The 15,617-nt window shown below is 44.2% G+C and carries 8 protein-coding genes; 6 read left to right on the top strand and 2 right to left on the bottom strand.

Going from position 1 to position 15,617, the window contains the following annotated elements; genetic code table 11:
* The first annotated feature begins 141 nt into the window (after positions 1-141).
* Positions 142-729, top strand: coding sequence for a Uma2 family endonuclease (locus tag V7K38_RS05055; protein ID WP_334855949.1), 588 nt, complete (start codon positions 142-144; stop codon positions 727-729).
* A gap of 64 nt (positions 730-793) precedes the next feature.
* Here the strand turns inward: V7K38_RS05055 and V7K38_RS05050 are convergent, their stop codons facing one another.
* Positions 794-3,001: a caspase, EACC1-associated type gene (locus V7K38_RS05050; protein WP_334855948.1), complete on the bottom strand. Its 2,208-nt coding sequence runs from the start codon at positions 2,999-3,001 to the stop codon at positions 794-796.
* Positions 3,002-3,435: 434 nt separating this feature from the next.
* Positions 3,436-4,950: a phenylacetate--CoA ligase family protein gene (locus V7K38_RS05045; protein WP_334855947.1), complete on the bottom strand. Its 1,515-nt coding sequence runs from the start codon at positions 4,948-4,950 to the stop codon at positions 3,436-3,438.
* Between the two features lie 162 nt (positions 4,951-5,112).
* Between V7K38_RS05045 and V7K38_RS05040 the strand changes: the two genes are divergently transcribed.
* From V7K38_RS05040 to V7K38_RS05020, 5 genes are all read left to right on the top strand, one after another.
* The gene (locus V7K38_RS05040) at positions 5,113-6,813 is read left to right on the top strand and encodes a serine/threonine-protein kinase (RefSeq protein ID WP_334855946.1); all 1,701 of its coding nucleotides are present in this window, start codon (positions 5,113-5,115) and stop codon (positions 6,811-6,813) included.
* Between the two features lie 99 nt (positions 6,814-6,912).
* Positions 6,913-9,051, top strand: a complete 2,139-nt coding sequence (locus V7K38_RS05035; RefSeq protein WP_334855945.1) for a serine/threonine-protein kinase — start codon at positions 6,913-6,915, stop codon at positions 9,049-9,051.
* A 1,059-nt stretch (positions 9,052-10,110) separates the two neighbouring features.
* A complete protein-coding gene (locus V7K38_RS05030; RefSeq protein ID WP_334855944.1) occupies positions 10,111-12,432 on the top strand; it encodes a family 2 encapsulin nanocompartment cargo protein terpene cyclase in 2,322 nt (773 codons plus the stop codon).
* 25 nt (positions 12,433-12,457) lie between these two features.
* Positions 12,458-13,867, top strand: coding sequence for a family 2B encapsulin nanocompartment shell protein (locus tag V7K38_RS05025; RefSeq protein ID WP_334855942.1), 1,410 nt, complete (start codon positions 12,458-12,460; stop codon positions 13,865-13,867).
* Positions 13,868-14,097: 230 nt separating this feature from the next.
* A complete protein-coding gene (locus tag V7K38_RS05020; protein ID WP_334855941.1) occupies positions 14,098-15,504 on the top strand; it encodes a family 2B encapsulin nanocompartment shell protein in 1,407 nt (468 codons plus the stop codon).
* Positions 15,505-15,617 lie beyond the last annotated feature (113 nt).

Below are 15,617 nucleotides of genomic sequence, written 5' to 3'. Positions count from 1 at the left end.
TAACTAAAAGGACTTGCTTGCGATCGCTATTGTTACATTGTCTGTAACCATCTTTTTACAACAAAATATTTATTGTGCCTATATTGAGGGTACGTTACGCTATTGATAACAGAACCATTCCCTTTTTGTGAGTTAATTAATATGGTTTTACAAACAGAAAAGCACTACTACACCCCAGAAGAATATTTGGAATTAGAAGAGAAAGCTGAATATAAAAATGAATATAAAGACGGAGAAATTATACAGATGACAGGGGGAACAACCAACCACAATAAAATTGCAGGTAATTTTTATAAAAAATTTCCCACGACAGTGCAAGGTCAAGCTTATGACATATATATAGGCGATGTTAAAGTATCGATACCCCGTTATCGCCTTTATACTTATCCTGATGTCATAGTAATCAAGGGTAAGCCTATTTACGAGGGAACAGGTACAACAATTATTACTAATCCCTTGCTAATTGTTGAAGTCTTATCAAATTCAACTAAAAATTATGACAAAACAGATAAATTTAAATATTATCGTTCAATTCCTGGTTTTCAGGAATATATAATGATTGACCAGTATAGTTTTGCTGTGGAACAATTTGTAAAACAAGCAGAAGGTCAATGGATATTTAAAGAATATGAAGGTGAAGAGGCAGTTTTAGTCTTAGATTCTATCGATTTTCAAATTGCCTTGCGTGATATTTATGAGCGGGTTGATTTTGAGTTGATTGAGGAATAGAACACTAGACAAACATCTTTATAATTATGCTCGTCTGAGATTAGTGAAAATTCAAAGATTAAATCTATTTGCCAATTCTACCAAAGCCAGCTGCTTCAATTAGGTTTTGACCCTTACGGGTTAGCAGTAACTTGGCGTATGCTTCACCTGCTTTTTGGTCTTTTGAACCATCCAGCTTAACAACTACATATAGCTTCCGAGTTAGTGGATAGCTTTGGTCGCTAAAAGCGTCAACATTAGCTTTATAAAAGCTATTTGGATTTTCTGGACATTTAGAAATTTTCTCTTCATTTGATTTTTGATAGGGAGGAACTAGATAATTTGCGTCCTTACCTACCCACAAAGGCTTGACATCACACTGACCAAGTATCTCTGGCGCTGAGGCAAAATAAATGCTGCCTTTTTGTTTATACACTTCTCGTAGTCCCAGAGTGGTGGTTTGGACTTTTTTAACCAGCTGAGGAGAAAATGAATATTCACGATCGCCCAAAACCTTTTCTTTAAAAAACTTGACAGTACCACCAGCCTCATTGCGAGACAAAGGCTTAATTTTCAAGTCAGGGCCCCCTACTTGAATCCAGTTGATGATTTGACCTGTGTAAATACCCTTTAACTGCTCTAAGGTCAACTTAGTAACATTTAATTCAGGGTTAACTGCGATCGCCACACCATCGTTCGCTATCGGAATTTCTTTAAACTTCTTTTGTTGTTGCTCTGTGAGTGGATAAGAGTATTGTGCAAAAGCAATTGAGTTATCTGATAACTTTTCGATACTTGTGAATGAACCTGTCTTGTCAAGAGGAAAATCTACATATTTTAGTATGAATTTAGGAAAGGCTTTTTGAATTTCCGTATCTACAGTGCCACGAATTGTTGCCCAAGTTGTACTAAGACCATACTTAAATGTGCCAGAAGGGACATCTTTTTCTGGTACTTCATCAGTAAAACTATCCTTAGAGTCACGAGCCGAATTAATAGTATATATACTTTCTGGAAATTGGGATTGATTTAACCATATTTGGTTTATCGCTATCCCCAAAGCTACAGATACTAAGCCAAATGCCATCAATTTCCAACGAGAATAAGGACTTTCAGACGGATTTCCCTGAAGGACTGTAGCTGCGCTATGAGACGTTGGCTCAATCGGGAAATTTTCGTTTTCTGGAAAAACCTCTGGTTCTATTGATGCTGGATTTTTATTCTGAAAAAGCTCTTTAATCGGTGCTACATCTTCATCTCTAAGCTTCAAAGCTTGTTGCAAACCTTCTAGATCATTCCAATTATCTTCACTAAGTGGATTCTGCCGCTCAATTTCTTCTGATAAAGCCTGCTGATAACGCTGTAATTTTTGTTCGCGGATCGCGTAAGGCTGCAAAACATCAGCCTCAATCGCATCCGCTTCTTCCGATGATAAGTTCAAGCTGTGACGCAATACTTCTAAAGCTGTACGGTTGATCAAAGAAATTTTTCCTTGCTTATTAAGAGCCATTTCTTCAACCTTTCTTCGATACATTAGCTTGTGATCGCCAACAGGCGCTCTTGCCAGATTTATCTTGTATCCTTCCTCAACCGGATAGAACTTTGGTGTCATCGCTGGAGATGCTTTTTGCACCTTAGTACTAGCATAATCATGCAATCCATCTACCGAAATCCAGCCGTCTGCATCGTGATCGGCAGCTCCAGTTTCAATACCCTCTACTAGGTAACGTGTATATATTGAAAGTTCGGCTCCTTCTTCAGCAAAAGAATATTGGGTAGATGTGGAAGATGTCAGAATTGCCCGTCCTTTGCCTCCTAACTGTTCCTGCACATTGACAATACCACCATCTCTGACACTCATGCCTTGAGCGATCGCTCCGCTAAAGCAACAGTCTAAAATTATCACCTGTCTTTGGGAACGACAATCGTTAATACATTCGTGCAGAAAACTAGCTGCTACTGCCGAAGGCTTTACCAGTTTCCCATTCTCTTTACGAGTGATCCGGGTTGAGAGGTAAAGATTACCCCTTTCATCTTTAATGCCATGACCAGAAAAGTAAAATAATACCAGATCATCTCTCTGACGATCGGCATACAACCGATAAATGGCATTTTCCATCTCTTGCCGTTGAGGATTTTTTAGAACTGTGATATTAATCTCGGCAAAGCCACCCATTTCTGGATTGACCAATACTCGCTGCATCGCATCCACATCTTTAACAGATCCAGGTAAAGGGTTCAAATCAGGTTCATACTCACTGACTCCAATCAGCAATGCTACTTTATTCACCATCTTTGCCTAACTACCCCCCTACAAATTTCTGTGCTGCCTCAATCGCTGCTACCAACTCTGCTTAATTCCTGGCTTTAACTTTGGTTTTTTACCATTAGCTTTTATATCCAGTTTGATGGTTTTTCCAAAAAGGCGATGTTCAACTGACAAGCCGATTTACATCTCAGTAGTTTCGACAGTCTTTCTATCTTTAATAAATTGTATAGGTTTTTCTAACCAGTTAAGTAAACACCCAGCTAAAAAATCCCTCAATACAACCAGAGCAAAAGCAATTTTTAGGTTCTCTCAACTCTCAAAAAGCATAAGATAGAAGGAAAATATACAAGGAGCGTGTTTGTCTTAAAGACATCTCCAGAAATTAATTATGCTTTGTCTGCCAAGCTTATTAGGCACAATTAATGAATTATACTACGTAATTTTTACTAACATACTTACTATTGACGAGTATAACGATGTTTCACCCCAATCGGGAAATATTCGGAATCACCCATTAGGGCTAATGCAACCTGTGGTGTTTGATATTCTGAGGGGACATAATTAGCAAACTCGCTATTTAGGCGTAGCAGTTGTGAAAGAATAGAAGATGCGATCGCTTCTCTTCGATCTTCACTACCCTCTACCCCTGGTGCTAACTCCACAACCACAGATAAAAATCGATTCTTATCTGCATCTTCCTTCACCTGTAATACAAACTTACCCGTCACCCATTCTTGAATTCCTGGTTGTTCTAATCCCACCGTCACATTTTCGGGATAGATATTTGCACCAAAGTAGGAAACTGTAAAGTTAGAACGGCCGAATACATAAACAAAAGGTAGCTGATGAATACCTCTAGGTGATTGTTGAGTGTCAGAACGCAGATTTTCAAGCGGATTAAATCCCCATTCTGCTAAAAATTTCAGCATCGTATCATAACTAATTATCCCGCCAGTATCTAAAATGTCATAACGCACTAAGGGAATACCGTTATCTCCCGAAAACAGCAATCCGCCATTGTGAACTTCAAAAAAGCGAGTGAAGGGATCGTATTGTAGCAGCGTAGGTAAACGCGATTCCCCAAATAAAGCTCTAGCTGCATCGGGATTTTCTGCCAAAAAACGACGAATATAGATACTCAAAGGTGTTTCATTCCCCAAAACTCCCGCATCCGCAGTGCCATAAAGCGATGCAAAATCATAACAAGGATTTTGTGAACCAACTCTTTGGGCAACTAAACTCCGCCATTCTTCACTAAATACTTCTCCCGCCATCACTAATTTAATCTGATATTGCTGCCACTCTACACCACGAGCGATACCAGTATCAATGACATCTTTTAAAAATGGCGGGTATCCCAACAACACCACTTGCTCAAATGCTGAACCTAATTCTTGGACAACTCGCAAGATTTCTTCTTTGTTGTTACCAGGAGTAATTACAGTGATGGGATAACCTTTGCTAGCAAGATAACGACAACAATTAGTAGTAAACATTCCACCCACCCAAGTACCCAAAGCGAAACAAATTACAGCGAGGGTACGTCTGGTATCTGCATAGAAACCATCGTGAAAAATCTGTTCAAAGCGTGTGGCTATTTGGAGTTCATCTGTGAAAAAACGAGGCCAAAATGTCGGTTTACCACTAGAACCTGATGAAGCAGCTATCATGTCGCACGCTTCTAATTGCCCGTTGCGGCACAAGTCAGCTAAAGGATAACGCAGTATATAATTTTGTTTAGCGATCGCTGGGAGTTTTTGAAACTCCTCTAAGGTTTGAATAGTCGCGGGATTAATTTCTCTTTCTACTAAAAATTTCTTGTAGGCAGGTACACTAGCTGCCACATCATGAAATAAAGTTAAAGCTGCCGAAGTTTGGGTGTTGAGATGCCGTTGCAGTATCGTTTCTAGGGGGGTAGACAAGAAATCTTCAAATGCTTTAATTACTTCCTGCTGTCTTGATTTCGGGTTCATGACGCTTGTTATTTATCCTGAAGTAGAATCAACACCGTTAAAATAATTCGTAATTCGTAATGACGCTCTCTACGAGACGCTAACGTAATTCGTAGGATATCCGAAAATGAGGGTATGCGCGTTGTAATTATTCAATAAAACCTTAATTTATCCTTCAGCACCATGCAACTCTATTGCAGTAAACAACACACAAATAATGGTAGTAGCCGCTTTTGTACCCATTGTGGTGAACCATTACCTCTTGCTGTGGGACAGGTTGTGGATAATCGCTATCAAATTATCCGTCATTTAGGACAGGGCGGCTTTGGACGCACTTATTTGGCGGAGGATATAAGTCAATCCCATCAAACCTGTGTGCTGAAGGAATTTGCACCCCAAGTACAAGAACAACAAGATTTACAAAAAGCTAAAGAGTTATTTGAGCGAGAAGCCAATGTTCTGAAAAAACTCTATCATCCACAGATTCCGCGTTTTCACGCTTCGCTACAAGTGAAGATAGGCACTAAAGATTTTTTCTTTCTAGTGCAAGATTATGTGGATGGTGACAATTACTACCAATTATTAGAACAACGCGAGAGCCAAGGAAAGACTTTCAGCGAAGAGGAAGTAATCACCCTACTGCAACAGATTTTACCTGTATTATCTTACATCCACTCGCAAGATGTAGTTCACCGTGATATCTCTCCCGACAATTTGATTTGGCGGCGTTCTGATAATCTACCAGTGCTGATTGATTTTGGTGGTGTCAAACAATTACCTGCTTCTCAAGGTTTTTGGCGGACTAAGTTGGTTGGAGACAACACATTACTAGGTAAAAAAGGCTACGCACCAGAAGAACAACTACGGCAGGGTAAAGCATTTTTTAGTAGTGATTTATATTCTTTGGCAGTTACATCGCTGGTGTTGCTCACAGGGGAAGAACCGCAAAAATTATACGATAGCTATCAGGGAATTTGGGGATGGGGAAAGCAAATCCGAGTTAGTCCCCAATTGGAAGCGGTGCTAAAAAAGATGGTAGCTTATAAACCGAGCGATCGCTACCAACGAGCCGAGCAAGTCCTCAGAGATTTACCATCATCAACTACAACTAAATCACCTGGCAATTATATTACCAGCAAGATTAAAACGATGGTAGTTGCTCCGGGAAGACAACGCGCCAGTGCGATTGTGAGTAGATTCCAGAACAAAACACAAGCGATTGCAAAACCGAGAACTTTACCTATTTGGATTCGCCCTTTTGTAATCAGTCTCGGCGGGACAGCTTTAGTTGTCTTAACTGGCGCAGGAACTTTGGCGGTGGTAAATGCAGTCATTCGGGGTGTAACTTCAATCACTATTCCATCAATTTCATTACCGCAAATTCCCCACTTCCCAAATCCGAGTGGTAAACCAGCTAGCGACAAAGGAAAAAATAGCAATCTCCAAGAAATTAACAGTCGTCGCCAACAGCTAGAAATTACTGAAGGATTTTTTATTCCTTTCGTCGATAATTTATTTTATACAAAAAAACCAGAATTAAAGGGACGTAGCCTAACATCTAAACCTGAAGATGCTGGTTTACGAGATGAATGGTCTGGTATTGCTAACGATTTATTAAATAAAATAGAACAGGCTAACCTCAGTACAGAAGCTCGTCGAAAATTAGGTAAGTATAGTCAAAAAGATTACGATACATGGAGACAACAAGCGCGATCGGGTCAATTTAGGGATTATACAATTAATCAGTTGACCAAAGACACAAATGAAAAATTTGATCGGTTGTTTCCCGATCAAGAGCGTGGGAAACTGAATCAGCAAACTTTCGGTCAAATTTGGTATGCGATCGCAGCCGATCGAGTCAGTAAAGTAGAATCTGGCAATTAGGGGGACTGGGGATTGGGGACTGGGGACTGGGGATTGGGGACTGGGGAAAAGTTAGTAATGACAAATGACAAATCACAAATGACAAATCACAAATGACAAATGACAAAAATATATTGCTCTAAAGGACATGAAAATTCCCCAGGTAGTCGCTTTTGTCTCCAGTGTGGTGAAAGTTTGTTGGGTACGCCCACGAGTTATAGTATCCAACCAGGACTAACTTTAGGCGATCGCTATCTAATTGTGCGTCAAATTGGCCAGGGTGGTTTCGGACGCACTTATTTAGCTGAGGATGTCAACCGATTCCGCGAACTTTGTGTTTTAAAAGAATTTTCTCCCCAAGTTCAAACCGCTTACGTAGTCCAAAAAGCAGAAGAACTGTTTGAGAGAGAAGCCAGTGTTCTCTATAAACTGCAACATCCCCAAATTCCCCGCTTCCGGGAACTGCTTCGGTTGAACTTAGGGGGCAAAGAATATCTGTTTTTGGTGCAAGATTATGTAGAAGGGGAAACTTATAATTCTTTGTTAAATGATCGGTTACAGCAAGGTTTGCGCTTTACAGAAGCGGAAATACGCCAATTGTTGCAGCAAATTTTGCCAGTGCTGGAATATATCCATTCATTGGGAGTAATTCATCGAGATATTTCTCCAGATAACTTAATGCTTCGCACTGTTGACAAACTGCCAGTTTTAATTGATTTTGGCGGTGTCAAACAAGTAGTAGCAACTGTAGCTTCTCAATATTACCAACCCGGCATGGTTGCATCTTCCCCATCACCAACCCTATTAGGTAAGATCGGATTTGCCCCCCCAGAACAGATGCAAACTGGGTTAGTATCTCCTCATAGCGACTTATACGCTTTGGCTGCATCGATGTTGGTTTTACTGACAGGGAAGCAACCACAAGAATTAATTGATACCTATAATCTTACTTGGCAGTGGCGACGGGAAGTAAACGTGAGTCCGATTTTGGCACAGGTATTAGATAAAATGCTATCTGCTAGGCCAAGCGATCGCTATCAATCAGTTCGTCAAGTACTCGAAGCCCTCAACCCACCCCCAGCTAACTTTCCTCCAACTCAATATCCCACCCCACCACAACCTACATCCGCCACTGTCGCCATCTCTCCCCCATCCCCTTCATTTTCCTCATCTCCCCCATCGCCTCAACCCACAAGCTGGTGGACACCAACAAAAACCTTTCTAGTCGCGGCAGCCGTAGTTGGCAGTGCTGGATTAATTTTGTGGGGAGTGAATAGCCGTCGTGATGTTGGCGAAGTTCAACCTAATCCTACAGCTAGCCCAATTCCAACCAATAACCAACCAACCGATCCTTTAGCGCAATATTCACCAGCAGAACGGCAACGCAAAGAAAAATTAAGCGATCGCCGTCAACAGTTGGGAATTAACTCTAACTTCTACGTAAACTTGGTGAATCAAGTTTTTTGGGACAAAAACCCCAGTTTAAAAGGACGCACTCTTAGCGATGGCCCTGAAGATGAGGGTTTGCGGGCAGAATGGGATAAAACAGCCTCAGAATTGCTGGAAAAATTAGCGCCACTGAGTTCAAATGCCCGCCGACAATTGGGAACTTATACAAGTGCTGAACGCGATCGCTGGAAAGTAGAAGTCAACAAAATTAACGTTGGTAGTCGTTCTTTGTATGATTTGGGAGACGCAGCTTTTTTAAGTGTATTTCCTGAACAGCGTGGTAAAGATTTTCGAGATCAGCCCATTGGACAAGTTTGGTACGGTTTTGTAAGCGATAAACTTAGTGCGATCCTCAACGGTAGCGCTTTCCAGAAGCTTGTTTTTGATCCGGGTGCAACTGGCAAAACAGTCAACGGTATTCTTCAACCTGGTGATGGTAAAGTATTTATTGCCGGACTGGCGAAAGATCAATATTTAGAATTGAAACTACAGGCAAATTCCCAAGTTTTGTTATCAATATATTCACCATCTGGCAAAATCCAATTTTTAGAAGATTCTCCCCAGCGCAGTTTATCAAAAAAATTACCAGAAAAAGGTTTTTACGAGTTTGTCGTGGTTTCCACAGCATCGAAACCAGAAGACTATCGACTCACCGTCACGGCGGAAAATCCCGCGCCAACACCAACACCAACACCAACACCAACTTCCACAGAAACACCAACACCAACTTCTACGCCAACTCCCACAGAAACCCCCACACCTGAACCTACACCGACACCTAGTGCTGAGGTGACACCTCAAAGTAATTAAAAATTAAAAATATTACTCATCTACTTCAGAAACTATTTATAAAGTAAATCAAAAGTTAGGGAGTGTTACGGTGAACCAGCGCGTTGGGCAGGTTTCCCGACTTGTTTGCGCGGCTAGGCGTTAGGCAATACTTCTCGGTTAGCGCAATTAGTCGTTGCAGATCCCCCCAACCCCCCTTAAAAAGGGGGGCTTCTAATCCTCTTTTACCCCCTTTTTAAGGGGGTCGCCGTAGGCGGGGGGATCTGAATTTAGGACGACTCAATCCTTATCCGAGAAGTATTGAGGCGTTAGGCGCTTTGATGAAATTTTTTGTGACAAATCATCTGAAAATATGCGCCGAACCCACCATAGGATAATTTTATTTTTACTTTATTAACTCTCTCAAAGAAACAGACTATTGGCTGCGATCGCTTTTGGCCCCACCCGCAACCTTTTATAAGTGAAATGCTATTTAGGATAGGCATTTCACGCCAAATGGCATAATTTTTAACTAGCCCTTTATTATACCTCTTAACGACAAGAAATTATTTGTTAATCAATATTAGTTACAAAAAATTTATAACTAGTAATTATTGTTTAATAACTGTCTTAAATCTTTTGGCTATCTGCTTAACTGTCTTAACTGTCTTCTATTATTAAGTTTTTGATTTAACTATCTGCTTAACTGTCTTAACTGTCTTCTAATTATTAAGTTTTTGATTTAACTATCGTTTAATTGCTTTAGTCTACGGATTGCTTTTTTTCTAAAACTATGAAAAGTTATGGAGGCATCATCATAAATCACTAAAAATTCATTTACCAGCATCGGAAATAAGTAATGACCTAAATAGCTTTTTCAAATGCCTTATTTTTCGTTATAGACAACTTCAAAAAAACGTACATCGCTTGTTATTCGGATTAATAACATCTTGTCTTATCGCCTGGATACAAGCCACTACGAGGAAACCAAATGTGGGGACTTAGCCCGGTTGTCGAGAATACTTGTAAACTGCAACGGTGCTTAGATCGTCCACGAAATAAAGACAGCAAAAAGACCCCAGAGGAGGTTACACGCAGATCATGCAACCCTTTGAACTGCCAGAATTTTACATGCCTTGGCCCGCGCGGCTCAACCCAAATCTAGAAGCGGCACGAGTGCATTCCAAAGCGTGGGCCTACCAAATGGGGATACTTGGCTCACAAGAGGAAGCGGAAAGCTCCCCTATTTGGGACGAGCGGACATTCGATGCCCACGACTACGCCTTGCTTTGTGCCTATACTCATCCAGATGCACCAGGGGCGGAGCTTAACCTAGTGACCGATTGGTATGTTTGGGTGTTCTTCTTTGACGATCACTTCCTTGAAATCTATAAGCGCACCCAAGATATGGCTGGTGCGAAGGAGTATCTTAACCGACTACCAGCATTCATGCCAGTTTACCCCACCGACACCCCCCCAGTTCCCACCAACCCGGTAGAACGTGGTCTAGGCGACCTATGGTCTCGTACCGCATTCACCAAGTCTGCGGACTGGCGGCGCAGGTTTTCCCAGAGTACCAAGAACCTCCTAGAAGAGTCTTTGTGGGAACTCTCCAATATCAGCCAAGATCGGATTGCTAACCCAATCGAATACATCGAGATGCGCCGCAAGGTTGGTGGCGCTCCGTGGTCAGCCGATCTCGTCGAACACGCTGTGTTTGTTGAGATTCCAGCCGAAATCGCCACAACTCGACCGATGCGTGTACTGAAAGACACATTTGCTGATGGAGTGCATCTTCGTAACGACCTGTTCTCCTACCAGAGAGAAGTCGAAGATGAAGGCGAAAATGCCAACTGCGTGTTGGTCTTTGAGCGCTTCCTAAATGTGAGTACGCAGGAGGCAGCCAACCTCACAAATGAACTGCTGACTTCGCGGTTACAGCAGTTTGACAACACCGCCATTACAGAACTGTCGTCCCTCTTTGAAGAATACGGACTAGACCCGGTGGCTCGTGTGAACGTTCTGTTATACATCAAAGGACTACAGGATTGGCAGTCAGGCGGTCATGAGTGGCACATGCGATCGAGCCGCTACATGAACAAGGGAGGGGACAATTCTTCGGCATCCACCCCACTTCTTGGTGGACCCACTGGGCTGGGCACATCGGCTGCACGGATTGGATCGTTATACAGCACCTTGGGTTTGGGAAGATTCAAGAACTTCACTCATGTTCCATACCAAGCTGTGGGGCCGGTAACGCTGCCGAAGTTTTACATGCCGTTCGCTACAAGTTTGAATTCTCATTTGGATGCCGCGCGGCAGCATTCCAAAGAATGGGCCCGCCAGATGGGGATGCTGGACTCACTACCTGGCATTCCTGAAGCCGTCATCTGGGATGACCACAAGTTTGATGTTGCTGACGTAGCCTTATGCGGTGCGTTGATCCATCCCAATGCATCCGGTGCTGAGTTGAATCTGACGGCGGGCTGGCTTGTCTGGGGAACTTATGCTGACGATTACTTTCCAGCACTCTACGGACACAGCCGCAATATGGCGGGTGCAAAAGTATTTAACGCTCGACTGTTGGCGTTTATGCCTCTTGATTCCAGCCCCATTCCCTTACCGACCAATCCAGTAGAACGTGGCTTGGCCGATCTGTGGTCTCGCACAGCTGGCCCCATGTCCCAAAACGCGCGGGGTCAGTTCCGCAGTGCGATCGCGGATATGACCGAAAGCTGGTTATGGGAACTCGCCAACCAAATCCAAAACCGGATTCCAGACCCGATTGATTATGTTGAGATGCGCCGTAAGACCTTTGGCTCGGATCTGACGATGAGCTTATCTCGACTAGCTCAGGGCGACGAGATCCCGCAGGAAATCTACCGGACGCGATCGATGCGCCAACTGGATAATTCAGCCGCCGACTTTGCCTGTTTGACCAACGATATCTTCTCTTACCAGAAAGAAATAGAATTCGAGGGCGAACTCAATAACGGCGTGCTGGTCGTTCAGCAATTCCTCAACTGCGATCTGCCGCAGGCTGTCGAGGTGGTTAACAATCTGATGACCTCTCGCGCTCGTCAGTTTGAACACATCGTTGCCACCGAACTGCCAGCCCTGTTCGACGATTTCGACTTAGACGCAAGTACCCGCGAGAAACTGTACGGATACGTCAAGAAACTACAGCAGTGGATGTGCGGTGTCCTCAAGTGGCATGTGACGGTAGACCGCTATAAGGAATTTGAATTGCGTAATAGTTCGCCAGAAGGGCGGCTACTCAATGGCCCCACAGGTCTGGGCACTTCGGCTGCGCGGATCAGATCGTTGATCGGTGCAGGGGGTTTAAGTTCAGTCTTCGGTCAAGTCGGGTCGGGTTCTTTAGTCCAAGATCGGTATTCGATCGAGTCAGATCGGTTTTTTTAGTAACTATAGAATAGAGGGTTAGATTATGACAGAATCTATTGAGTCAAATTTGGATGTTGAGAATGAGCATCCCCGGCTGAGTTTGAGTACATCTGCTGCGCGTAACTTGGCGACGACGACCAAATCTGCACCGCAGATGCAGGGCATTACCTCACGGTGGTTATTGAAACTGTTACCTTGGGTACAAACCAAGGGTGGTACTTATCGGGTAAACCGTCGGCTAACCTATACCGTAGGTGATGGGCGGTTGAGTTTCTCCAACACTGGAGCCGATGTACAGGTAATACCCCAAGAACTTGGTGAACTGCCATTGCTGCGAGGGTTTGACAACGTTGAAGTGTTGAATGCGTTGGCGGGTCGGTTTGTTCAGCAGGAGTTTGCCCCCGGTGACACGATCGTGGAGTTAGGGCAACCAGCCAATCAGCTTTTTCTGATCGCTCATGGCAAGGTGGACAAGATTGGTGTTGGCAAGTATGACGAACAGACCGTGCTGGGTGTGTTGGCTGACGGTGACTATTTTGGTGGTCAGGTGTTGCTAGAGTCGCAGAGCAATTGGGAATTCACAGCCAAAGCAGTTACCCGAACCACGGTATTAGTCCTGCCACAACAGGCATTTCGGGAACTTCTCAACCAGTCTGAAGCCCTACAAGCTCACGTCGATGGCTTCAGAACTCGCCCAGAAGGAGAACAGAACGAGTACGGTGAAGCTTCCATTGAGGTGAGTTCAGGACATCTTGGGGAAACTGAATTGCCCGGAACCTTTGTAGATTACGAACTTTTACCCCGCGAATATGAATTGAGCGTTGCCCAAACCGTATTACGAGTGAGTACTCGGGTAGCGGATCTTTACAACGAACCGATGAATCAGACCGAACAACAATTACGGCTGACCATTGAGGCGTTGCGGGAACGTCAAGAACATGAATTGATCAACAACCGTCAATTCGGCTTGTTACACAACGCCGACCTCAAACAACGCATCTACACCCGCAGTGGCCCACCTACCCCCGACGACCTTGACGAACTGCTGGCCACGGTATGGAAAGAGCCGGCATTCTTCCTGGCTCACCCTCGCACGATCGCTGCTTTCGGTCGGGAGGCCAACCGCCTCGGTCTCTATCCACAAAGCATCGACCTGGGTGGCAACCGGATACCTGCTTGGCGGGGCGTACCCATCTTTCCCTGCAACAAGATCCCCATTAGCAATGCCCGCACTAGTTCCATCCTGTTGCTCCGCACTGGTGTAGAAAAGCAAGGAGTGATTGGCTTACATCAAACTGGTATCCCTGACGAATACCAACCCAGTCTGTCTGTCCGATTCATGGGCATCAGCGAAAAGGCGATCATCTCTTATCTCGTTACCGCTTACTATTCAGCAGCCGTCCTCGTCCCTGATGCACTCGGTATCTTAGAAGACGTACAAATCGGCCTCTAAACATTCATCAGAGGTGAAGGAAAAATGACCTTTGTCAATAAGAAATTACGCTGAAAAACGAGGATTAAAATCTGTTTTGTACTGACTTTTCAGTTTTTCTGAGGAGATTCGCTCCTTCCTACAAATTTGGGAATATTTTTCAGCAAGATTACTTTTTGACAAAAGTCTTATAACCTTAACCTCTAACCTATTGGGTCGGACACTTTTGTTATTAACTAGAGGATGAGGTGATGACGGATTCTATTGAATCGAATTTAGATGTTGAAAATGAGCATTCCCGGCTGAGTTTGAGTACGGCTGCTGCCCGTAATTTATCTACGACAACTAAATCTGCACCACAGATGCAAGGTATTACCTCGCGCTGGTTGTTAAAGATGTTGCCGTGGGTGCAGACTAAGGGTGGCACTTATCGGGTAAACCGTCGGTTGACCTATACCGTGGGTGATGGGCGGTTGAGTTTCTCTAACACCGGAGCCGAGGTGCAGGTGATTCCCCAGGAACTTGGTGAGTTGCCGTTGCTGCGAGGATTTGACAATGTTGAAGTGTTGAATGCGTTGGCGGGTCGGTTTGTTCAGCAGGAATTTGCACCTGGTGACATCATAGTGCAGTCAGGTCAAGCAGCAAATCAGCTTTTTCTGATCGCACATGGGAAGGTGAACAAGATTGCTGTTGGCAAGTATGGTGAGCAGCCTGTGTTGGGTGTGTTAGCCGATGGCGATTATTTTGGTGGTCAGGTGTTGCTAGAGTCCCAGAGCAGTTGGCAGTTTACAATCCAAGCTTTGACTCGAACCACAGTATTGGCGCTACCACAACAGGCATTTCGGGATCTGCTCAACCAGTCCGAGGCGCTACAGGCTCATGTCGATCGCTTCAGAACCCGCCCACAAGCACCACAGAACAAGTATGGAGAAGCCTCCATTGAGGTGACATCGGGGCATCTCGGAGAAACTGAGTTGCCGGGAACCTTCGTAGATTACGAACTCTCACCCCGCGAATATGAGTTGAGCGTCGCCCAAACTGTCTTGCGAGTAAGTACTCGAGTGGCGGATCTGTATAATCAACCGATGAACCAGACCGAACAACAACTGCGGCTGACTATTGAGGCATTGCGGGAACGCCAAGAACACGAATTAATCAACAACCGTCAATTCGGTTTGTTACACAACGCCGACCTTAAACAGCGCATCTACACCCGTACCGGGCCACCCACCCCCGACGACCTCGACGAACTGCTGACTCGGCGGAGGAAGTCGAAATTCTTCCTGGCTCACCCCCGTACCATTGCGGCTTTCAGTCGGGAGTGCAATCGCCTCGGCATCTATTCAGAAAACATTGATTTGGACGGCAATATGGTGTCCGCTTGGCGGGGCGTACCCATTCTTCCCTGTAATAAAATCCCCATCAGCAATACCCAGACTAGCTCCATCCTTGTACTCCGCACTGGCGAGGATGACCAGGGCGTTATCGGCTTACATCAAACTGGTATCCCCGACGAATATCAACCCAGCTTGTCTGTCCGATTCATGGGCATCAGCGAAAAGGCCATCATCTCTTACCTCGTTACCGCTTACTATTCAGCAGCCGTCCTCGTCCCCGACGCACTCGGCATTCTCGAAGATGTTGAAATTGGGCGCTGAGGTAAGGGTAAACCTGACTTTTTATTGAACGTGTGTAAAACCCCGTCCCCTCGTGGGCGGGGATGTAAGCACGGTTAAATTAGGGGGTTCGATGCCCCCTAATTTAACACTAT

The organism is Nostoc sp., from assembly GCF_036917465.1.
Taxonomy (GTDB): Bacteria; Cyanobacteriota; Cyanobacteriia; order Cyanobacteriales; family Nostocaceae; genus Nostoc.
Note: the sequence above shows the minus strand (reverse complement) of the source record. Positions and strands in the feature narration are given on the sequence as shown.

What these genes read in the sequence shown, in the direction of transcription:
- V7K38_RS05055 (WP_334855949.1), top strand. Translation starts at nt 142, where the DNA reads ATGGTTTTACAAACAGAAAAGCACTACTACACCCCAGAAGAATATTTG.
- V7K38_RS05050 (WP_334855948.1), bottom strand. Translation starts at nt 3,001, where the DNA reads ATGGTGAATAAAGTAGCATTGCTGATTGGAGTCAGTGAGTATGAACCT.
- V7K38_RS05045 (WP_334855947.1), bottom strand. Translation starts at nt 4,950, where the DNA reads ATGAACCCGAAATCAAGACAGCAGGAAGTAATTAAAGCATTTGAAGAT.
- V7K38_RS05040 (WP_334855946.1), top strand. Translation starts at nt 5,113, where the DNA reads ATGCAACTCTATTGCAGTAAACAACACACAAATAATGGTAGTAGCCGC.
- V7K38_RS05035 (WP_334855945.1), top strand. Translation starts at nt 6,913, where the DNA reads ATGACAAAAATATATTGCTCTAAAGGACATGAAAATTCCCCAGGTAGT.
- V7K38_RS05030 (WP_334855944.1), top strand. Translation starts at nt 10,111, where the DNA reads ATGCAACCCTTTGAACTGCCAGAATTTTACATGCCTTGGCCCGCGCGG.
- V7K38_RS05025 (WP_334855942.1), top strand. Translation starts at nt 12,458, where the DNA reads ATGACAGAATCTATTGAGTCAAATTTGGATGTTGAGAATGAGCATCCC.
- V7K38_RS05020 (WP_334855941.1), top strand. Translation starts at nt 14,098, where the DNA reads ATGACGGATTCTATTGAATCGAATTTAGATGTTGAAAATGAGCATTCC.